This window comes from Butyricimonas sp. BSD2780061689_150309_C8 (assembly GCF_015560935.1).
GTDB classification, from domain to species: Bacteria; Bacteroidota; Bacteroidia; order Bacteroidales; family Marinifilaceae; genus Butyricimonas; species Butyricimonas paravirosa.
The window spans coordinates 31,198-48,560 of the sequence record NZ_JADMSV010000017.1 but is presented as its reverse complement, the minus strand read 5'-3'; the positions used below and the strand labels follow the sequence as shown (position 1 = coordinate 48,560).

The 17,363-nt window shown below is 42.2% G+C and carries 31 protein-coding genes; all 31 read right to left on the bottom strand.

What is annotated here, in order from left to right; genetic code table 11:
* Nucleotides 1-46: 46 nt before the first annotated feature.
* Nucleotides 47-553, bottom strand: coding sequence for a 50S ribosomal protein L17 (rplQ, locus tag I2I33_RS13180; RefSeq protein ID WP_087421406.1), 507 nt, complete (start codon nt 551-553; stop codon nt 47-49).
* 5 nt (nt 554-558) lie between these two features.
* Nucleotides 559-1,551 (bottom strand): DNA-directed RNA polymerase subunit alpha, encoded by a 993-nt coding sequence (locus I2I33_RS13175; protein ID WP_027201651.1) that lies wholly within the window; start codon nt 1,549-1,551, stop codon nt 559-561.
* A gap of 16 nt (nt 1,552-1,567) precedes the next feature.
* On the bottom strand, nt 1,568-2,176 hold the full coding sequence (gene rpsD / locus I2I33_RS13170) for a 30S ribosomal protein S4 (RefSeq protein WP_087421405.1): 609 nt from the start codon (nt 2,174-2,176) through the stop codon (nt 1,568-1,570).
* A gap of 106 nt (nt 2,177-2,282) precedes the next feature.
* Nucleotides 2,283-2,672, bottom strand: coding sequence for a 30S ribosomal protein S11 (gene rpsK, locus I2I33_RS13165; RefSeq protein WP_027201653.1), 390 nt, complete (start codon nt 2,670-2,672; stop codon nt 2,283-2,285).
* An 18-nt stretch (nt 2,673-2,690) separates the two neighbouring features.
* Entirely contained in the window at nt 2,691-3,068 is a 378-nt protein-coding gene (gene rpsM, locus I2I33_RS13160; RefSeq protein ID WP_027201654.1) for a 30S ribosomal protein S13, read from the bottom strand.
* A gap of 33 nt (nt 3,069-3,101) precedes the next feature.
* Nucleotides 3,102-3,218 (bottom strand): type B 50S ribosomal protein L36, encoded by a 117-nt coding sequence (gene ykgO, locus I2I33_RS13155; protein WP_072025884.1) that lies wholly within the window; start codon nt 3,216-3,218, stop codon nt 3,102-3,104.
* A gap of 11 nt (nt 3,219-3,229) precedes the next feature.
* Nucleotides 3,230-3,451 carry a translation initiation factor IF-1 gene (infA, locus tag I2I33_RS13150; protein ID WP_009137817.1) on the bottom strand — a complete coding sequence of 74 codons (222 nt, stop codon included), beginning with the start codon at nt 3,449-3,451 and terminating at the stop codon, nt 3,230-3,232.
* Between the two features lie 3 nt (nt 3,452-3,454).
* Complete coding sequence (map, locus tag I2I33_RS13145) at nt 3,455-4,231, bottom strand: type I methionyl aminopeptidase (protein ID WP_087421404.1); 777 nt, start codon at nt 4,229-4,231, stop codon at nt 3,455-3,457.
* A gap of 24 nt (nt 4,232-4,255) precedes the next feature.
* On the bottom strand, nt 4,256-5,599 hold the full coding sequence (secY, locus tag I2I33_RS13140) for a preprotein translocase subunit SecY (RefSeq protein WP_027201656.1): 1,344 nt from the start codon (nt 5,597-5,599) through the stop codon (nt 4,256-4,258).
* Nucleotides 5,600-5,700: 101 nt separating this feature from the next.
* The gene (rplO, locus tag I2I33_RS13135; RefSeq protein ID WP_087421403.1) at nt 5,701-6,147 is read right to left on the bottom strand and encodes a 50S ribosomal protein L15; all 447 of its coding nucleotides are present in this window, start codon (nt 6,145-6,147) and stop codon (nt 5,701-5,703) included.
* A gap of 28 nt (nt 6,148-6,175) precedes the next feature.
* Nucleotides 6,176-6,358 carry a 50S ribosomal protein L30 gene (rpmD, locus tag I2I33_RS13130; RefSeq protein WP_087421402.1) on the bottom strand — a complete coding sequence of 61 codons (183 nt, stop codon included), beginning with the start codon at nt 6,356-6,358 and terminating at the stop codon, nt 6,176-6,178.
* 13 nt (nt 6,359-6,371) lie between these two features.
* Nucleotides 6,372-6,878, bottom strand: coding sequence for a 30S ribosomal protein S5 (rpsE, locus tag I2I33_RS13125; RefSeq protein WP_027201659.1), 507 nt, complete (start codon nt 6,876-6,878; stop codon nt 6,372-6,374).
* Nucleotides 6,879-6,890: 12 nt separating this feature from the next.
* Nucleotides 6,891-7,247 (bottom strand): 50S ribosomal protein L18, encoded by a 357-nt coding sequence (gene rplR / locus I2I33_RS13120; RefSeq protein ID WP_027201660.1) that lies wholly within the window; start codon nt 7,245-7,247, stop codon nt 6,891-6,893.
* Nucleotides 7,248-7,269: 22 nt separating this feature from the next.
* Nucleotides 7,270-7,824 (bottom strand): 50S ribosomal protein L6, encoded by a 555-nt coding sequence (rplF, locus tag I2I33_RS13115; protein WP_087421401.1) that lies wholly within the window; start codon nt 7,822-7,824, stop codon nt 7,270-7,272.
* 15 nt (nt 7,825-7,839) lie between these two features.
* Nucleotides 7,840-8,235 carry a 30S ribosomal protein S8 gene (rpsH, locus tag I2I33_RS13110; RefSeq protein ID WP_018337672.1) on the bottom strand — a complete coding sequence of 132 codons (396 nt, stop codon included), beginning with the start codon at nt 8,233-8,235 and terminating at the stop codon, nt 7,840-7,842.
* Nucleotides 8,236-8,253: 18 nt separating this feature from the next.
* A complete protein-coding gene (gene rpsN, locus I2I33_RS13105) occupies nt 8,254-8,523 on the bottom strand; it encodes a 30S ribosomal protein S14 (RefSeq protein ID WP_027201662.1) in 270 nt (89 codons plus the stop codon).
* 11 nt (nt 8,524-8,534) lie between these two features.
* The gene (gene rplE, locus I2I33_RS13100) at nt 8,535-9,083 is read right to left on the bottom strand and encodes a 50S ribosomal protein L5 (RefSeq protein WP_087421400.1); all 549 of its coding nucleotides are present in this window, start codon (nt 9,081-9,083) and stop codon (nt 8,535-8,537) included.
* Between the two features lie 119 nt (nt 9,084-9,202).
* A complete protein-coding gene (rplX, locus tag I2I33_RS13095) occupies nt 9,203-9,526 on the bottom strand; it encodes a 50S ribosomal protein L24 (RefSeq protein ID WP_027201664.1) in 324 nt (107 codons plus the stop codon).
* Nucleotides 9,527-9,617: 91 nt separating this feature from the next.
* Nucleotides 9,618-9,983: a 50S ribosomal protein L14 gene (gene rplN, locus I2I33_RS13090; protein WP_087421399.1), complete on the bottom strand. Its 366-nt coding sequence runs from the start codon at nt 9,981-9,983 to the stop codon at nt 9,618-9,620.
* Nucleotides 9,984-9,985: 2 nt separating this feature from the next.
* Entirely contained in the window at nt 9,986-10,240 is a 255-nt protein-coding gene (gene rpsQ, locus I2I33_RS13085) for a 30S ribosomal protein S17 (RefSeq protein WP_027201666.1), read from the bottom strand.
* Between the two features lie 7 nt (nt 10,241-10,247).
* Nucleotides 10,248-10,442, bottom strand: coding sequence for a 50S ribosomal protein L29 (gene rpmC, locus I2I33_RS13080; protein WP_087421398.1), 195 nt, complete (start codon nt 10,440-10,442; stop codon nt 10,248-10,250).
* Between the two features lie 44 nt (nt 10,443-10,486).
* Nucleotides 10,487-10,906, bottom strand: a complete 420-nt coding sequence (rplP, locus tag I2I33_RS13075) for a 50S ribosomal protein L16 (RefSeq protein ID WP_027201668.1) — start codon at nt 10,904-10,906, stop codon at nt 10,487-10,489.
* A gap of 29 nt (nt 10,907-10,935) precedes the next feature.
* The gene (gene rpsC, locus I2I33_RS13070) at nt 10,936-11,664 is read right to left on the bottom strand and encodes a 30S ribosomal protein S3 (RefSeq protein ID WP_027201669.1); all 729 of its coding nucleotides are present in this window, start codon (nt 11,662-11,664) and stop codon (nt 10,936-10,938) included.
* Nucleotides 11,665-11,669: 5 nt separating this feature from the next.
* Nucleotides 11,670-12,089, bottom strand: a complete 420-nt coding sequence (rplV, locus tag I2I33_RS13065; protein WP_027201670.1) for a 50S ribosomal protein L22 — start codon at nt 12,087-12,089, stop codon at nt 11,670-11,672.
* A gap of 36 nt (nt 12,090-12,125) precedes the next feature.
* Nucleotides 12,126-12,395, bottom strand: a complete 270-nt coding sequence (gene rpsS / locus I2I33_RS13060; RefSeq protein WP_027201671.1) for a 30S ribosomal protein S19 — start codon at nt 12,393-12,395, stop codon at nt 12,126-12,128.
* 19 nt (nt 12,396-12,414) lie between these two features.
* Nucleotides 12,415-13,239, bottom strand: a complete 825-nt coding sequence (gene rplB / locus I2I33_RS13055; protein ID WP_087421397.1) for a 50S ribosomal protein L2 — start codon at nt 13,237-13,239, stop codon at nt 12,415-12,417.
* A gap of 5 nt (nt 13,240-13,244) precedes the next feature.
* The gene (rplW, locus tag I2I33_RS13050; RefSeq protein ID WP_087421396.1) at nt 13,245-13,535 is read right to left on the bottom strand and encodes a 50S ribosomal protein L23; all 291 of its coding nucleotides are present in this window, start codon (nt 13,533-13,535) and stop codon (nt 13,245-13,247) included.
* A gap of 3 nt (nt 13,536-13,538) precedes the next feature.
* Nucleotides 13,539-14,177: a 50S ribosomal protein L4 gene (rplD, locus tag I2I33_RS13045; protein ID WP_087421395.1), complete on the bottom strand. Its 639-nt coding sequence runs from the start codon at nt 14,175-14,177 to the stop codon at nt 13,539-13,541.
* Nucleotides 14,177-14,794, bottom strand: coding sequence for a 50S ribosomal protein L3 (gene rplC, locus I2I33_RS13040; RefSeq protein ID WP_027201675.1), 618 nt, complete (start codon nt 14,792-14,794; stop codon nt 14,177-14,179). Before rplC ends, rplD begins: the two co-directional genes overlap by 1 nt.
* A gap of 66 nt (nt 14,795-14,860) precedes the next feature.
* The gene (gene rpsJ / locus I2I33_RS13035; RefSeq protein ID WP_009137840.1) at nt 14,861-15,166 is read right to left on the bottom strand and encodes a 30S ribosomal protein S10; all 306 of its coding nucleotides are present in this window, start codon (nt 15,164-15,166) and stop codon (nt 14,861-14,863) included.
* A 77-nt stretch (nt 15,167-15,243) separates the two neighbouring features.
* The gene (gene fusA, locus I2I33_RS13030) at nt 15,244-17,346 is read right to left on the bottom strand and encodes an elongation factor G (protein ID WP_087421394.1); all 2,103 of its coding nucleotides are present in this window, start codon (nt 17,344-17,346) and stop codon (nt 15,244-15,246) included.
* Nucleotides 17,347-17,363: the final 17 nt, after the last annotated feature.

The following is a 17,363-nucleotide window of genomic DNA, read 5'->3' as shown; positions in this document are numbered from 1 at the left end:
ACCCCGGACGTATTGCCCGGGGTTATTTTTTATCTGGAATAATACTTTATTCAGCTTTCGGAGCTTCTTCCGTAGCAGGAGCCTCAGCCACCTGAGTTTCCTCGGTAGCGGCAGGAGCAGCCTCTTTCTTAGCAGAAGGTCTTCTACGACGAGTAGTTTTCTTAGCCTCTTCTTTCTTCACTTCAGTATAAGTCGTGTTATAATCCACCAACTCAATCATACACATTTCAGCGTTATCCCCCAAACGGTTACCCAATTTCAAAATACGGGTATATCCTCCCGGACGATTAGCAATTTTCTGTGCAACGTCACCGAACATTTCAGCAACAACTTCTTTGCGACGAAGGTAAGAGAAGACGGTTCTTCTAGAGTGAGTCGTGTCGTTTTTGGCTTTCGTCAAAAGCGGCTCAACATAGACCTTTAGGGCCTTAGCTTTAGCTAGTGTCGTTTGGATTCTCTTGTGAAGAATCAAAGAACAAGCCATATTAGAAAGTAGAGCATGTCTGTGAGAACTAGTTCTACCTAAATGGTTAATTTTCTTATTATGTCTCATTTTACTTATTCTTTGTCTAATTTATACTTGGCAACATCCATACCGAATTCAAGGTTATTGTTCTCCAGAAGGGCTTCCAACTCAGTCAAAGACTTCTTACCGAAATTTCTAAACTTCAACAAGTCGTTCTTATTAAATTGAACAAGCTCACCCAAAGTTTCAACCTCAGCTGACTTCAAACAATTCAATGCACGCACGGAAAGATCCATGTCCACAAGTTTCGTCTTCAACAGCTGACGCATATGCAATACCTCTTCATCAAACTCTTCGTTTCCATATTTATCCTCTGTTTCAAGAGTAATTTTCTCGTCAGAGAACAACATGAAGTGATGGATCAAGATTTTAGCAGCCTCTTTCAACGCATCCGTGGGATTGATAGAACCATCAGTTTCGATGTCGAAAACCAAACGTTCATAGTCAGTTTTTCCTTCTACACGGTAGTTCTCAATCTCGTATTTCACGTTTTTAATCGGCGTGTAAATAGCATCGATAGGAATTACACCAATCTCGGCATCTGCAGGCATATTCTCTGAAGCAGGAACATAACCGCGTCCTTTTTGAATGGTCAACTCCATGTCTAGGCTCGTGGAAGTATCCATGTTGCAGATTACCAATTCCGGGTTCAAAACCTCAAACCCTTTCAGGAATTGATTCATATCACCGGCAGTAAACGTCTCCTGTCCAGAAACGGTAACGGTCAACTTTTCATTCTCCACGTCCTCCACTTTTCTTTTTAACCGAACCTGTTTCAAGTTCAAGATAATCTCGGTTACATCTTCAATGACACCAGGGATTGTCGCAAACTCATGATCTACACCTTGAATTTTAATACCGGTAATCGCAAAGCCTTCCAAAGAAGACAACAAGATTCTGCGTAGTGGATTACCAATAGTGATGCCGTAACCTGGCTCCAACGGGCGGAATTCGAATTTACCGAATCTATCCGTTGATTCAAGCATGATTACTTTGTCCGGTTTCTGGAAAGCTAATATTGCCATATATATTTTTATTTTACTACTTAGAATACAACTCTACGATTAACTGCTCTTTAATGTTCTCTGGAATATCTGCTCTTTCCGGAACATTAAGTAGTTTACCACTCATAGCTGCAGCATCCCACTCTAACCAAGAGTATCTGCTACTTCTATTTCCTCTCAATGATTCGTTAATCACTTCCAGTGCCTTAGATTTCTCTCTTACAGCAACAACATCTCCCGGACGAACGTGACATGAAGGAATGTTACATACGTGACCGTTAATAGTGATGTGTCTGTGAGAAACAAACTGACGGGCAGCCGCACGGGTAGGAGCGATTCCTAAACGATAAACCACGTTATCCAAACGACATTCCAACAATTGAAGTAATACCTCACCGGTTACTCCCTTACTACTTTCAGCTCTCTCGAATAAGATACGGAATTGTCTTTCCAACAAACCGTAAGTATATTTTGCTTTTTGTTTTTCTTTCAACTGAGTACCGTACTCAGAGATTTTCTTTCTACGATGAGCAATACCGTGTTGTCCGGGAGGGTAATTACGATGTTCTAACGCTTTATCCGGTCCAAAAATGGGCTCACCAAATTTTCTTGCTATCTTAGACTTAGGTCCTGTATATCTAGCCATTTTATTATGATTTTAAATTTTAGATTTTAAATTTTAAATTGTCGCGATTCTTCAAATCGTTCGAACCTCAAATTTTACAATTTACAATTTACAATTTAAAATTACATTAGACTCTTCTCCGTTTGGGAGGACGACATCCATTGTGCGGAAGTGGCGTAACATCAATGATCTCGGCAACTTCGATTCCGCAAGCGTGGATAGCACGAATTGCTGATTCTCTACCGTTACCCGGTCCTTTGACATATACCTTAACTTTTCTCATTCCCAAATCGAAAGCAACTTTACCACAATCGGTAGCTGCTGTCTGGGCTGCATAAGGGGTGTTTTTCTTTGATCCTCTAAATCCCATCTTACCTGCTGATGACCAAGAGATGACTTGTCCACTTGAATTAGTCAACGAGATAATGATGTTATTAAAAGAGGAGTGAACGTGTGCTTGTCCCACGGCTTCAACTTTAACTAGCCGTTTCTTGTTTGATGTAGACTTCTTTGCCATAATTCAATCTCTAATCAATTATTTAGTTGCTTTCTTCTTGTTAGCAACAGTTTTCTTTTTACCCTTTCTCGTACGGGCATTGTTCTTCGTACTTTGTCCTCTTACCGGAAGACCGATACGATGTCTGATTCCTCTGTAACAACCGATATCCATCAGTCGTTTGATGTTCATTTGGACTGAAGTTCTCAACTCTCCTTCTACTTTGTACCCACCATTGATGACATTACGTACAGCAGCTAGTTGATCGTCATTCCAATCCTTCACTTTAGTGTCAAAATCGATGCCGGCCTTTTCTAATATGGTCCTGGCACTACTTCTACCTATACCAAAGATATAGGTCAGAGCTATCTCCCCTCTCTTGTTTGAGGGCAAATCTACACCAACGATTCTTGCCATAAATCTCTTTTACTCTTTTTACTAAATTAATAATCAACCCTGACGTTGTTTGAACTTCGGGTTCTTTTTGCAAATGACGTACAAAACGCCTTTTCTTCTTACAATCTTGCAATCAGCACTACGCTTCTTAACAGATGCTCTTACCTTCATTGCTCAACAATTTAATTTTTATATCTAAATGTTATCCTACCTTTCGTGAGATCGTAAGGGGACATATCCACTCTCACTCTATCTCCCGGAAGTATCTTTATATAGTGCATTCGCATCTTTCCCGAAATGTGGGCTGTTATAATATGCCCGTTTTCCAGTTCAACACGAAACATAGCATTTGACAATGCTTCCGTTATTACTCCATCTTGCTCTATCGAAGGCTGTTTCGCCATAATTCAATTTTTACAATTTCCTGTCTCTATATATTCAAATGTTGACAAAATATCAGCTTCACCTTTTCTGATAGCCAACGTATGCTCGAAATGTGCGGCGGGCAGATGATCTCTTGTCTTTATTGTCCATCCGTCTGCCATCTGGAAAACGTTACGGGCTCCCATATTAATCATGGGCTCAATAGCGATCACCATTCCGATCTTCAATTTGCATCCCTGTCCTCTTCGTCCGTAGTTCGGCACCTGAGGCTCTTCATGCAAGTTCTTTCCCACGCCATGACCGACCAGTTCCCTGACAACAGAGAATCCATTCGCTTCGGCATACGACTGCACGGCATAACCAATATCTCCTATCCTCATTCCCGCAACAGCCTGTTCTATCCCTTTGTACAAGCTATCTTTTGTCACTTGTAAAAGCTTTTTCACTTCATCACTAATCTCCCCGACAGCAAAAGTATAGGCGCTATCCCCATAAAAACCATTCTTCACAACCCCGCAATCAACGGATACGACATCACCTTCCTCTAAACGACGAGAGGACGGAATCCCATGAACCACTTCGTCATTCACTGAAATACAAAGCGTGTTTGGGAACCCTCCATACCCGAGAAATCCGGGAATGCCACCATTCGAACGAATAAAATCCTCAGCGATCTTATCCAACTCTAAAGTCGAAATACCCGGGCGAATGTGTTTGGACACCTCACCCAGAGCCTTTCCTACTAATTGGTTGCTTTCCCGCAATAACTCAATCTCCTCCTGTGTCTTTAAAAAAATCATGCCGCAAAAGTACAATTTATTTTCTTAATATGCAGCAGGTCCTCCAGGATTTTTACCTTTAATACGTCCCGATTTCATCAACCCGTCATAGTGACGCATCAACAAGTGTGATTCGATTTGTTGTAATGTATCCAACACTACACCAACCAAAATCAACAAAGACGTACCTCCATAGAACTGAGCAAACTGGTGGTTAACACCCGAGATCTGGGCGAAAGCCGGAAGAATTGCTACAATTCCCAGGAATATAGATCCAGGAAGTGTGATTCTAGACATAATGGTATCGAGAAACTCCATCGTTTTTCTTCCCGGTTTTACTCCCGGAATAAATCCACCGTTCTTCTTCATATCCTCAGACATTTGCATCGGATTCACCGTGATAGCCGTGTAGAAATAAGTAAACGCGACAATCATGATAAAGAACGTGAAGTTATACCAGAATCCAGTGAAGTTTGAAAACGCTGCAGCAAAACCGGATAATGATTCCGAATTTGCATAGTTTATCAAAGAAATAGGCAATAACATGATAGCCTGAGCGAAGATGATAGGCATAACTCCGGCTGCGTTGATCTTCAACGGAATGTATTGACGAACGCCACCGTATTGTTTGTTACCCACGATTCTCTTGGCATACTGTACAGGCACTTTACGTGTTCCCTGTACAAGCAGGATTGATCCGCAGAATACCAGGAATAATATAATCAACTCGATCAAGAACGCTACCAAACCTCCTCCTTGTTGAGAAACTCTGGAAGTTAACTCTGCAATGAAAGCGAATGGTAAACGAGCGATGATACCGATCATGATGATAATGGACACACCGTTACCGATTCCCTTATCAGTAATTCTCTCTCCCAACCACAGGACAAACATTGAACCTGCAGCCATGATCACGATGGAAGGGAGCTGGAATTGCCAAAAACCAGTAGATACAAAAGCCTCTGCCGGTACCTGAGCTTTCAAGTTTGTAAGATACGCCGAACCTTGTAATACCAGGATAACTAATGTGAGGTACCGCGTAATCTGGTTAATCTTACGTCTACCGCTCTCGCCTTCCTTCTGTAAGCGCTGGAAATAAGGAACCGCAATTCCCAATAACTGCACAACGATGGACGCGGAGATGTAGGGCATAATACCTAACGCAAATACCGACGCGTTCGAGAATGCACCTCCTGAGAACATATCCAACAAGCCTAATACTCCGCTGGATGTCTGATCTTTCAGAGCCTGCAAACCATGAGGGTCGATACCCGGCAGTACGATCTCTGTTCCTAACCTGTAAACGAGAATAAGCCCAAGCGTAGTAAGAATCCTAGTCTTGAGCTCTTCTATTTTCCAAATGTTCTTTAATGTATCAAATAACTTCATAAGTTCTTTCTTTTAAGGCATTGATTTGGGATTTTGTTAAAGTTGCTTCAAAAATAGTAATTCTATTTTAAAAACAACTTTAAACTCCCAAATTTTTAATCTTACAATTTAACTACTGTTCCGCCAACAGCCTCGATAGCGGCTACCGCTTTAGCGGAGAAAGCATCAGCTTTCACCTCAAGCTTAGCAGTTAACGCTCCGTCACCTAATACCTTAAGAAGATCGTTCTTAGACATTAACCCGGCTTGAATCAATACATCCCGGTCGATCACGGTAAGATTATCTCTTTCAGCCAGAGCCTGAAGCATCCCTACATTGATAGCTTTATATTCTACTCTGTTTATATTTTTAAAGCCAAATTTCGGTACACGTCTCTGCAAAGGCATCTGCCCACCTTCAAAACCAATCTTAGATTTATAACCTGATCTTGATTTGGCTCCCTTGTGCCCTCTTGTAGAAGTACCTCCTTTTCCGGAACCTTGACCACGACCAATTCTCTTTTCTCTGTGAGTTGATCCGGCAGCCGGTTTTAAGCTACTTAAATCCATTGTATACTCTTTAAAATAGGTTTAACAATTACTTTACTTCCTCCACGCGCACGAGATGTTGCACTTTAGCAACCATTCCCATGATTTGCGGTGAAGTTTCGTGTTCAACACTGCTGTTCACTTTTCCGAGGCCCAGTGCGTTCAAAGTAGCAATTTGACGTTTATCACTACCAATTCTACTTCTTACCAATGTAATTTTAATCTTTGCCATCGTTACTTCCAGTTTATCCGTTAAACACTTTGTCAAGACTAATTCCTCTCTGTTGTGCAATCATACGAGGATCTCTCAATAACTTCAAAGCAGCGAAAGTTGCTTTTACCAAGTTGTGAGGGTTGGATGATCCTTTAGATTTTGCCAACACGTCTTTCACTCCTGCACTTTCCAACACGGCACGCATAGCACCTCCGGCAACCAGCCCGGTACCGGAAGAAGCGGGACGCATGAATACAGTTGCACCACTATATTTAGCCTCTTGCTCGTGAGGAAGAGTTCCTTTCAATACAGGTACTTTAATCAAATTTTTCTTCGCAGCCTCAACGCCTTTTGCAATAGCAGTAGTTACCTCGTTAGCTTTACCTAACCCGTAACCCACGGTACCGTTTTCGTCGCCTACAACCACAATAGCAGAGAAACTGAATGTTCTACCTCCCTTGGTAACTTTCGTTACACGGTTGATAGCCACCAATCTGTCTTTCAATTCCAAGTCTGCACTATTAATCTTCTGTTCCATTCTTGCCTACTTTTAAAAATTAAGACCACCGTTACGAGCAGCATCTGCTAATGCTTTCACTCTTCCGTGATATAAATACCCGTTTCTGTCAAACACAACAGCGGTAATCCCGGCTGCTTTTGCCTTTTCAGCAAGCATAGCCCCCAACAATTGGGCCTGTTCTGTCTTGTTACCTTTCTTTTCAGCGATCTCCTTGCATAAAGAAGATGCTGATACCAGAGTTTTTCCGGCGTTATCATCAATCAACTGAGCAGAAATTTGCGTGTTTGAACGGTATACGGACAAACGGGGTCTCTCAGCTGTTCCGAAGATTACTTTACGTATTCTTCTCTTTATTCTTATTCTTCTTTCTACCTTAGTTAAAGCCATAACATTACTTTTTTACAGGTGATTAAACTTTAGCTGATTTACCAGCCTTACGACGAAGAACTTCACCCACAAATTTAATACCTTTACCTTTATACGGCTCCGGTTTACGGAATGAACGAATCTTAGCCGCTACCTGACCGATCAATTGTTTATCGCAACTTTCCAGCGTGATAATCGGGTTAGCACGTTTTTCATTAAGTACACTTACTTTCACTTCGTTCGGTAACACCATGAAGATCCCGTGTGAATAACCTAATCCCAATTCAAGAACCTGACCTTCAGCATTTGCTCTGTAACCTACTCCGACCAACTCTTGTTTGATCGTGTAACCTTCAGAAACACCTACAACCATGTTGTGAATCAAGGAACGATATAAACCGTGCATGGCTTTATGAGCTTTATCTTCTGACGGACGCTCTACAACAACGTGAGCTCCTTCCACTTTCACGATCATATCTGCGTGTACGTCCTGAGAAAGTTCTCCCTTAGGACCTTTAACTACGACCGTGTTATCAGGATTTACAGTAACTGTAACCCCTTGTGGTATATCTATTGGTAATTTTCCTATTCGTGACATTTTCCGCCCTTTTTATTAATAAACATAACACAATACTTCTCCACCAACATTCTTTTGGCGAGCTTCTTTATCAGACATTACGCCTAATGACGTTGACAAAATCGCGATACCTAATCCGTTTAACACGCGAGGCATATCCTCTACGTTCGTGTAACGTCTCAGACCCGGTTTTGAAACACGTGTCAATGTCCTAATGGCGGGAGCCTTCGTTTCAGGATGATATTTCAAAGCAATTTTAATGTTGCTTCTAACACCATCTTGCTCGAATTTATAATTCAGGATATATCCTTTTTCTTTTAAGATTTTGGTCATTTCCCGTTTCATTTTTGATCCGGGGATATCCACAACTTTATGACCTGCTTTTACTGCGTTCCTAATACGAGTCAGGAAATCTGCTATTGGATCTGTCATCTCTTCAAATTTTAAATATTACCAACTAGCCTTTTTAACTCCAGGTATAAGTCCGGCAGATGCCATTTCGCGGAATTGAATTCTGCTTATACCAAATTGTCTCATGTACCCTCTCGGTCTTCCCGTCAATTTGCATCTATTGTGCAAACGAACGCGACTTGAATTCTTAGGCAGAAGGCTTAATCCAATATAGTCTCCTTCCTCTTTTAATTTAGCTCGTTTCGCGGCGTACTTTTCTACCAATTTTGCACGCTTTACCTCACGGGCCTTCATTGATTCTTTTGCCATTTCGCTTTTTTTTAGTTCTTTTTAAATGGTAATCCAAATTCTCTTAGAAGAGCAAAAGCCTCTTCGTCGGTATTAGCCGAAGTTACAAACGTTACATTCATACCCATGATCTTGTGAACACTGTCCAACACGATTTCCGGGAAAATGATCTGCTCTTCTATTCCTAATGTGTAATTTCCTCTTCCATCAAGCTTATTGTTGATTCCTTTGAAGTCGCGGATACGCGGAAGTGCGGAAACAATAAGTCTTTCTAAAAATTCATACATACGTTCTTTACGCAAGGTTACTCTAACGCCAATCGGCATTCCTTTACGTAATTTAAAGTTAGAAACGTCCTTGGTAGATTTACAAGCAACAGGCTTCTGGCCGGTAATGGTTGCAATCTCGTTCATTGAAAACTCAAGGATTTTCTTATCCTGGATGGATGATCCCACGCCCTGATTGATTACTATCTTCTCCAATCTGGGTGCCTGCATAACTGACTTGTATCCGAACTCCTTCATCAAAGTCGGTACAATTTCTTCGTTATACTTTGTTTTGTAATTTGGTACGTATTTCATTTATAATTATTTAGTTATCATGCCTCACGGCATATTACATTAAATTTGCGGCTGCAAAGCTACAAATTTAAATTAATAATTGCAAGTTGCTCTGGGACAACCTGCAATTATTTATTTTACTATTTCAATTCCTGTCCGGATTTCTTAGCGTATCTTACTAATTTTCCTTCGGCATTCCGTCTACGTCCTACCTTTGTCGGTTTTCCCGTAACCGGATCAACTACGTTCAAGTTGGAAATGTGAATAGGAGCTTCCTTCTTGATAATTCCTCCTTGCGGGTGAGTTGCGTTGGGTTTGGTATGTTTGCTTACCAGGTTGATACCCTCAACAATAGCTCTTTGCTTGTCCGGAATCATTTCAAGTACTTTTCCCTGCTTTCCTCTGTCTTCTCCTGCATTTACCTGAACTAAGTCACCTTTCTTTATATGAAACTTCTTGCTCATCGTATAAATTATTTATGATTTATGATTTACGACTTATGATTCAAGAAATTCGATTATGCAATCTAAAATCCAAAATCATAAATCTAAAATCTTAAAGTACTTCGGGGGCTAATGACACAATCTTGGTATAACCCTCACGAACTTCTCTGGCAACAGGTCCGAAGATACGAGTTCCTCTCATTTCACCCGCGTTGTTCAATAACACGCAAGCATTGTCATCAAAGCGGATATAAGATCCGTCCGGACGTCTGTACTCTTTACTTACACGAACTACCACTGCCTTACTAACTGAACCTTTTTTTACGTCACCGTTCGGGATGGCATTCTTCACGGCAACAACGATTTTATCGCCCACGCGTGCATATCTTTTCTTGGTACCACCAAGAACACGGATACAAAGCACTTCTCTAGCGCCGCTGTTGTCGGCTACGGTCAATCTACTCTCTTGTTGTATCATGATTACTTAGCTCTTTCAATGATTTCAACTAATCTCCATCTCTTGGTTTTACTCAAAGGACGGGTCTCCATAATTCTCACTGTATCCCCGATGTTACATTCGTTTTTCTCATCGTGAGCAGTGAACTTCTTGGTCTTGTTGACGAACTTCCCGTAAATCGGGTGTTTCTCCTTAAAATGAACGGCAACCGTGATAGATTTGTCCATCTTGTTGCTTACCACAAGACCGGTACGCTCTTTTCTAAGATTTCTTTCCATTTTTCTACTACTTATTTAATTCACGTTTGCGTAACTCCGTCATCAATCTAGCGATGTTTCTTCTTGTCGTCCGGATTAACATCGGGTTCTCAAGTGGAGAAACAGCATGGTTCATCTTCATCTTGGTCAAGGCAGCTTTTTCTGTCTCGATCTTTTCTTTTATCTCTTCAGTGGTTAAATCTTTAATCTCTGATGTCTTCATTTCTCTTACAATTTTTCGTTTCGAAATTCAAAATAGTCTCACGACTACTCAGTGTAATCACGTCTAACCACGAACTTAGTAGCGATGGGTAGCTTTTGTGCTGCCAGGCGCAATGCCTCCTTAGCAATTGCATACGGTACTCCATCTGCTTCGAAAAGAATACGACCCGGAGTAACAGGAGCAACGAATCCTTCTGGAGATCCCTTACCCTTACCCATACGAACCTCAGCGGGTTTCTTAGTAATAGGTTTATCTGGAAATATACGAATCCATATCTGACCCTGTCTTTGCATGTAACGGGTTACTGCAACACGGGCTGCCTCAATCTGGCGTTGTTCGATCCACATGTTCTCCAACGCCTTGATCCCGAAAGATCCAAATGCAAGTTCATGTCCTCTTTGGGCATTCCCTCTCATTCTCCCTTTCTGCGATCTTCTGTATTTAGTCCTTTTTGGCTGTAACATAGCTCTTGATCTATTTAAAAGTTAAAAGACTATTTTTTTCTCTTTTTGAAACCGCCTTTTTTGCCGGCATTGTTCGGACGGTTGTTATTCTCTTTCTGAGCGCCAACCAATGCATTCGGAACCAGCTCACGTTTTCCGTAAACTTCTCCCTTGCAAATCCAAACTTTAATACCCAACTGACCATAGGTCGTCAATGCCTCGGCCTGAGCGTAATCAATATCAGCACGGAACGTGTGCAATGGAATTCTACCTTCTTTGTAGATCTCGGCTCTTGCCATTTCAGCACCGTTCAAACGACCGGAAATCAAGATCTTGATACCTTCTGCACCCATTCTCATGGTAGAAGCGATAGCCATCTTGATTGCTCTACGGTAAGCCACACGACCTTCCAGCTGACGAGCTATATTATTACCCACGATCACGGCATCCAATTCAGGACGTTTGATCTCGAAGATATTAATTTGAACTTCCTTATCGGTGATCTTCTTCAGCTCCTCTTTCAACTTATCAACTTCCTGTCCGCCTTTACCGATAATAATACCCGGACGAGCGGTGTTGATCGTGATCGTGATTAGCTTCAGGGTTCTCTCGATAACAATCTTAGCGATTCCTGCTTTAGCGAGACGGGCGTTCAGATACTTTCTGATCTTGTAATCTTCCACCAATTTATCGCCATAGTTCTTACCGCCAAACCAGTTAGAATCCCATCCTCTGATGATTCCTAATCTATTGCTTATTGGATTAACTTTCTGTCCCATGCTAACTATTCTTTTGTAATGTTTTCAACAGCTGTCTTGCTTCCCAACACGATCGTCACGTGATTTGAACGTTTACGAATCCGGTGAGCTCTTCCTTGCGGGGCCGGTCTAAGTCTTTTCAACATACCTGCACCGTCAACGAAAATTTCCTGCACGAACAAGGAGGCTTCGTCAACACGTTTACCCTCGTTCTTTTGTTCCCAGTTAGCAATTGCTGAAAGCAACAACTTTTCAACTCTACGAGCAGCTTCTTTAGGACAAAATTTAAGCATATCCAAAGCTTTCTGTACATCTACTCCGCGGATCAAGTCTGCCACCAATCTCATTTTTTGAGGAGATGTAGGACAATCGCGAAGAATTGCAAAAGCCTTCTCTTTTTTGGCTTCTTTATTCTGATTTGCTCTTAATCTTTTTCTTGCACCCATTTTAATACATCTTCTTTAGTTCAACTTTACCATGCATTATTTTTTCTTTTTATCAGCATGGCCTCTAAATGTACGTGTCGGCGCGAATTCCCCCAATTTATGACCTACCATATTTTCAGTCACGAATACCGGGATAAATTTATTACCGTTGTGTACAGCGATAGTGTGCCCTACGAAGTCCGGAGAGATCATGGAACGACGAGCCCAGGTTTTAACAACCGATTTCTTATTGGACTCATTCATTACCAATACTTTTCTCTCTAACTTGAAATCAATAAAAGGGCCTTTTTTTAACGAACGACTCATAACATCAATAATTAATCAGTTATTTTTTCCTTCTTTCTATGATATACTTGCTAGAGTGTTTCTTAGGAGCTCTAGTCTTGTAACCCTTAGCCAACAAGCCTTTTCTTGAACGAGGATGTCCTCCTGAAGCGCGGCCTTCACCACCACCCATCGGGTGATCAACCGGGTTCATTACGACACCTCTCACGCGAGGTCTGCGGCCTAACCAGCGAGTACGACCTGCTTTACCTGAACGTTCCAGCGCGTGGTCGGAGTTTGACACCGTACCAACAGTTGCACGACAGGTTAACAGCACCATACGGACTTCACCAGAAGGTAACTTGATTGAAGCGTATTTCCCTTCTCTTGCTACTAACTGAGCGTAAGAACCGGCGCTACGAGCCATCACGGCTCCTTGTTGCGGTCTTAACTCGATGTTATGAATGATTGTACCTAATGGGATTTCAGATAAGAACAATGCATTTCCAACTTCCGGAGCAACACCTGCACCACTCATCACGGTTTGACCAACTTCCAAACCGTTCGGTGCCACGATGTAACGTTTTTCTCCATCTGCATACACTAATAGAGCAATTCTCGCCGTACGATTGGGATCGTACTCGATCGTTGCAACACGAGCCGGAACATTATCCTTGTCGCGTTTGAAATCTATTATTCTGTATCTTTGTTTATGACCACCACCTATATATCTCATTGTCATTTTACCGGTGTTGTTACGTCCACCAGTTTTACTCTTTGGTCCTAACAATGATTTCTCAGGTCTATCTGTAGTCAACTGATCAAAGGTAATCGCTACCTTATGTCTCTGACCAGGAGTTACAGGGTTTAATTTTCTTACAGCCATCTTAATTAAATATTGCTAAAAAAATCAATACTATCACCTTCTGCTAAGGTCACAATTGCTTTCTTGAAGGAAGCGGTTCTTCCGGAAATAACACCTGCTTTCGTGTAACGAGATTTAGCATCTCCTTGGTACACCATCGTGTTCACAGATTTCACGGTCACGCTATACATCGTTTCAACTGCTCTCTTAATCTCAAATTTATTCGCTGCTTTGCTAACAACGAATGCTACTCTGTTCTGCTTGTCAGTCAATGCAGTCATTTTCTCTGACAAAATGGGCTTCACAATTACTTGCATGTCTTACTCTTCATTAAGATTGAACATTTCATTTAGGCCCTGCATTGAACTTTCAACGAACACGAGACTCTTAGCTCTCATGATATTGTAAGTTGCAAGATCGCTAACTCTCATCACATCCACATATTGCAAGTTACGAGCTGACAATAAAACATTCTCGTTCATGTCATTTGTAACCAACAGGATGTTACGGTTATCTAATTTCAGGTTGTTAAACAGCTGAATCATCTGTTTTGTTTTCGGTGCCTCAAAGTTGAGATCCTCAACAATAGTTACCGCGTTAGAAGCGGCTTTTACAGATAATGCTGATTTACGGGCCAATCTTTTCAGCTTCTTGTTCAATTTGAAGCTATAATCTCTTGGTACGGGTCCAAACACTCTACCCCCTCCTCTAAACAGAGGGTTCTTGATACCACCTGCACGGGCGCCACCGGTACCTTTTTGCTTTTTCAGCTTGCGGGTACTACCGGAAATTTCATTTCTTTGTTTTGACTTGTGGGTCCCTTGGCGGTTGTTCGCTAAAAACTGCTTTACATCAAGATAAATAGCGTGCTCGTTAGGCTGAATCCCGAAGATAGCGTCGTTTAACTCTACCTTCCTGCCTGTCTCTTGTCCGGCAATGTTTAATACACTTAACTCCATTACTTCTCGATAATTACGTATGAACCTTTAGCTCCGGGGATAGAACCCTTCACCAATAACAAATTATTTTCAGGTATCACTTTCAGCACTTCCAAGTTCTGAACCGTTATTCTGTCACCACCTGTTTGTCCACCCATACGCATTCCTTTGAACACGCGTGACGGTGTAGAACAAGCACCGATAGATCCCGGTTTTCTTTGACGGTTGTGCTGACCGTGAGTAGCCTCTCCTACTCCGGCAAATCCATGGCGTTTCACAACACCTTGGAAACCTTTTCCTTTACTAGTCCCGACTACATCAACGTACTCTGTTCCTTCGAACAAGTTCACGTCAATTACATCACCTAACTTGTACTCGACATCATACCCTGAAAATTCCACGAGTTTTCTTTTCGGAGTTGTGCCTGCCTTTTTAAAGTGTCCACTTAGCGGTTTCGTTGTGTTTTTCTCTTTTTTGTCATCAAAACCCAACTGAATTGCTGTGTAACCATCTTTCTCAATAGTCTTTACTTGGGTTACAACACATGGACCGGCCTCAATCACAGTGCATGGAATACTTTTTCCCTCGGCACTGAATACGGAAGTCATTCCGACTTTTTTTCCAATTAAACCTGGCATCTCTTTTTTTCTCTTTTTAAAAATAGGTTTTCAATCTCTTAATAACGACATAGGTTTTCGCCGTTATCAAACTTTAATCTCTACTTCAACACCACTCGGTAATTCAAGTTTCATCAAGGCGTCAATCGTACCTGCAGTTGAACTGTAGATGTCGATTAATCTTTTGAACGTGCATACCAAGAATTGCTCGCGGCTCTTTTTGTTCACGAACGTAGAGCGGTTTACAGTAAAAATTCCCTTGTGAGTAGGAAGTGGAATCGGACCACTAACCACTGCTCCGGTAGCCTTCACTGTCTTTACAATCTTCTCTGCAGACTTGTCAACCAAGTTGTGATCGTAAGATTTCAACTTAATTCTGATTTTTTGGCTCATGTTTTTAATTATGATTTATGATTTAAGATTTACGATTCTCGATCACTCTCGAATCGTAAATCAGCAATCTAAAATTCTTATAATAGTTCTACTCTACCGTTATTTTTCTCTACCACTTCTTTGGCAATTCCCTTCGGAACTTCAGCGTAGTGAGAGAATTCCATGGATGAACTTGCACGACCGGAAGACAAAGTTCTCAAAACGGTCACGTAACCGAATTGCTCTGCTAGCGGCACTTTAGCCTCGATCACGCGAGCCCCGGCTCTTGATTCCATTCCTTCAACCTGTCCGCGACGACGGTTCAAGTCACCGATAATATCTCCCATGTACTCTTCCGGGGTTACCACCTCAAGTTTCATGATCGGCTCCAACAATACGGGTTTAGCCTTTTGAGCTGCCTCCTTGTAACCGATCTTAGCGGCCATTTCGAAAGACAACGCATCAGAGTCAACCGGGTGGAATGAACCGTCGAGCAAAGTAATCTTCAAGCTAACAAGTTCATAACCGGCCAAAACACCATTAGCCATCGCATCTTTGAATCCTTTCTCTACAGAAGGGATAAACTCCTTCGGAATATTACCACCTTTCACCTCGTTCACGAAAGTCAAACCTTCTTTGCCTTCTTCAGCCGGCTCCATTCTAAAGATGATGTCAGCGAATTTACCACGACCTCCGGTTTGTTTCTTGAACACGTGACGGTGTTCAACGGTTCCGTTGATAGCCTCTTTGTAAGCCACCTGAGGAGCACCTTGGTTACATTCAACCTTGAATTCACGTCTCAGACGGTCAAGGATAATATCCAAGTGAAGCTCACCCATACCGCTAATGACAGTCTGGCCTGAATCTTCATCCGTTTTTACGCGGAAAGTCGGGTCTTCTTCAGCCAATTTAGCCAAAGCCATACCTAACTTATCAGTATCTTTCTGTGTAAGCGGCTCAACAGCGATACCGATCACCGGCTCGGGGAAAGTCATACTCTCCAACACGATCTGGTTTTCCTCGGTACACAGAGTATCTCCGGTACGAATATCTTTAAATCCAACGCAAGCACAAATATCACCAGCCTCGATCACGTCTTTCGGCTGTTGTTTGTTAGAGTGCATTTGGAACAAACGAGAAATACGTTCTTTTTTCTCGGTACGCGGGTTGTACACGTATGAACCGGCCTCGATCTTACCAGAGTAAATACGAGTGTAGCACAAACGTCCCACGAACGGGTCAGTAGCGATCTTGAATGCCAATGCAGAAAGCGGGGCTTCCGGATCAATCTCGAAAGTCACAGCCTCTTCCGTACGCGGTCTTTTACCAGCAGCAGCCGGAATATCCAGCGGGTGCGGCAAGTAAGCGATAACAGCATCCAACAAGTTCTGAACACCTTTGTTCTTGAATGAAGAACCGCACATCACCGGACAGAAGTCCATAGCGATAACGGCCTTACGAACCACTGCTTTCAATTCTTCAACAGTGATTGATTCAGGATCTTCGAAGAAACGCTCCATCAAAGCCTCATCCTGAACGGCAGCGGCCTCAACTAATTTTTCTCTCCATTCCTGAGCTTCTGCCAACAAATTCTCCGGAATTTCCTTGATCGTAGCTTCCAATTCACCATTCTCCCACACGTAAGCTTTCATCTCGATCAAATCGATAACTCCCTGAAATCCATCCTCAGCACCGATCGGTAACTGTAATGGAATAGGATTCGCGTGTAATTTTTCGCGGATCTCACGTACTGCTTTGAAGAAGTCAGCACCTGAACGGTCCATTTTATTCACGAAAGCAATTCTCGGAACACCATATTTATTCGCTTGACGCCAAACCGTTTCCGATTGCGCCTCAACTCCACCCACGGCACAGAACAATGCAACAGCACCGTCCAACACACGCAACGAACGCTCCACCTCAACGGTAAAGTCAACGTGTCCCGGAGTGTCAATAATATTTACTTTATATTGTTGACCTTGATAATTCCAGAAACAGGTAGTAGCGGCAGAAGTAATGGTAATACCTCTCTCCTGCTCTTGTACCATCCAGTCCATGGTAGCCGTACCGTCATGCGTTTCACCGATTTTGTGATTCACTCCGGTGAAATACAGGATACGCTCAGTTGTTGTCGTTTTACCGGCATCAATGTGAGCCATGATACCGATGTTTCTTGTTAAATGTAAATCTCTCTTTGCCATTTATCTTATCCCTTCAA

What these genes read in the sequence shown, in the direction of transcription:
- rpmC (WP_087421398.1), bottom strand. Translation starts at nt 10,442, where the DNA reads ATGAAGACATCAGAGATTAAAGATTTAACCACTGAAGAGATAAAAGAA.
- rplW (WP_087421396.1), bottom strand. Translation starts at nt 13,535, where the DNA reads ATGCAAGTAATTGTGAAGCCCATTTTGTCAGAGAAAATGACTGCATTG.
- rpsN (WP_027201662.1), bottom strand. Translation starts at nt 8,523, where the DNA reads ATGGCAAAAGAATCAATGAAGGCCCGTGAGGTAAAGCGTGCAAAATTG.
- rplD (WP_087421395.1), bottom strand. Translation starts at nt 14,177, where the DNA reads ATGGAGTTAAGTGTATTAAACATTGCCGGACAAGAGACAGGCAGGAAG.
- rplR (WP_027201660.1), bottom strand. Translation starts at nt 7,247, where the DNA reads ATGGCTTTAACTAAGGTAGAAAGAAGAATAAGAATAAAGAGAAGAATA.
- rplE (WP_087421400.1), bottom strand. Translation starts at nt 9,083, where the DNA reads ATGAAATACGTACCAAATTACAAAACAAAGTATAACGAAGAAATTGTA.
- rpsJ (WP_009137840.1), bottom strand. Translation starts at nt 15,166, where the DNA reads ATGAGCCAAAAAATCAGAATTAAGTTGAAATCTTACGATCACAACTTG.
- rplN (WP_087421399.1), bottom strand. Translation starts at nt 9,983, where the DNA reads ATGATACAACAAGAGAGTAGATTGACCGTAGCCGACAACAGCGGCGCT.
- rpsH (WP_018337672.1), bottom strand. Translation starts at nt 8,235, where the DNA reads ATGACAGATCCAATAGCAGATTTCCTGACTCGTATTAGGAACGCAGTA.
- rplF (WP_087421401.1), bottom strand. Translation starts at nt 7,824, where the DNA reads ATGTCACGAATAGGAAAATTACCAATAGATATACCACAAGGGGTTACA.
- rpsM (WP_027201654.1), bottom strand. Translation starts at nt 3,068, where the DNA reads ATGGCAAGAATCGTTGGTGTAGATTTGCCCTCAAACAAGAGAGGGGAG.
- rpsK (WP_027201653.1), bottom strand. Translation starts at nt 2,672, where the DNA reads ATGGCAAAGAAGTCTACATCAAACAAGAAACGGCTAGTTAAAGTTGAA.
- fusA (WP_087421394.1), bottom strand. Translation starts at nt 17,346, where the DNA reads ATGGCAAAGAGAGATTTACATTTAACAAGAAACATCGGTATCATGGCT.
- rpsQ (WP_027201666.1), bottom strand. Translation starts at nt 10,240, where the DNA reads ATGGAAAGAAATCTTAGAAAAGAGCGTACCGGTCTTGTGGTAAGCAAC.
- ykgO (WP_072025884.1), bottom strand. Translation starts at nt 3,218, where the DNA reads ATGAAGGTAAGAGCATCTGTTAAGAAGCGTAGTGCTGATTGCAAGATT.
- rplB (WP_087421397.1), bottom strand. Translation starts at nt 13,239, where the DNA reads ATGGCTGTAAGAAAATTAAACCCTGTAACTCCTGGTCAGAGACATAAG.
- rpmD (WP_087421402.1), bottom strand. Translation starts at nt 6,358, where the DNA reads ATGGCAAAGATTAAAATTACATTGGTAAGAAGTAGAATTGGTAGTGAT.
- infA (WP_009137817.1), bottom strand. Translation starts at nt 3,451, where the DNA reads ATGGCGAAACAGCCTTCGATAGAGCAAGATGGAGTAATAACGGAAGCA.
- rpsD (WP_087421405.1), bottom strand. Translation starts at nt 2,176, where the DNA reads ATGGCTAGATATACAGGACCTAAGTCTAAGATAGCAAGAAAATTTGGT.
- rplV (WP_027201670.1), bottom strand. Translation starts at nt 12,089, where the DNA reads ATGGGTGCAAGAAAAAGATTAAGAGCAAATCAGAATAAAGAAGCCAAA.
- I2I33_RS13175 (WP_027201651.1), bottom strand. Translation starts at nt 1,551, where the DNA reads ATGGCAATATTAGCTTTCCAGAAACCGGACAAAGTAATCATGCTTGAA.
- rplO (WP_087421403.1), bottom strand. Translation starts at nt 6,147, where the DNA reads ATGGATTTAAGTAGCTTAAAACCGGCTGCCGGATCAACTCACAGAGAA.
- secY (WP_027201656.1), bottom strand. Translation starts at nt 5,599, where the DNA reads ATGAAGTTATTTGATACATTAAAGAACATTTGGAAAATAGAAGAGCTC.
- rplP (WP_027201668.1), bottom strand. Translation starts at nt 10,906, where the DNA reads ATGTTACAGCCAAAAAGGACTAAATACAGAAGATCGCAGAAAGGGAGA.
- rplX (WP_027201664.1), bottom strand. Translation starts at nt 9,526, where the DNA reads ATGAGCAAGAAGTTTCATATAAAGAAAGGTGACTTAGTTCAGGTAAAT.
- rplC (WP_027201675.1), bottom strand. Translation starts at nt 14,794, where the DNA reads ATGCCAGGTTTAATTGGAAAAAAAGTCGGAATGACTTCCGTATTCAGT.
- rpsS (WP_027201671.1), bottom strand. Translation starts at nt 12,395, where the DNA reads ATGAGTCGTTCGTTAAAAAAAGGCCCTTTTATTGATTTCAAGTTAGAG.
- rpsE (WP_027201659.1), bottom strand. Translation starts at nt 6,878, where the DNA reads ATGGAACAGAAGATTAATAGTGCAGACTTGGAATTGAAAGACAGATTG.
- map (WP_087421404.1), bottom strand. Translation starts at nt 4,231, where the DNA reads ATGATTTTTTTAAAGACACAGGAGGAGATTGAGTTATTGCGGGAAAGC.
- rpsC (WP_027201669.1), bottom strand. Translation starts at nt 11,664, where the DNA reads ATGGGACAGAAAGTTAATCCAATAAGCAATAGATTAGGAATCATCAGA.
- rplQ (WP_087421406.1), bottom strand. Translation starts at nt 553, where the DNA reads ATGAGACATAATAAGAAAATTAACCATTTAGGTAGAACTAGTTCTCAC.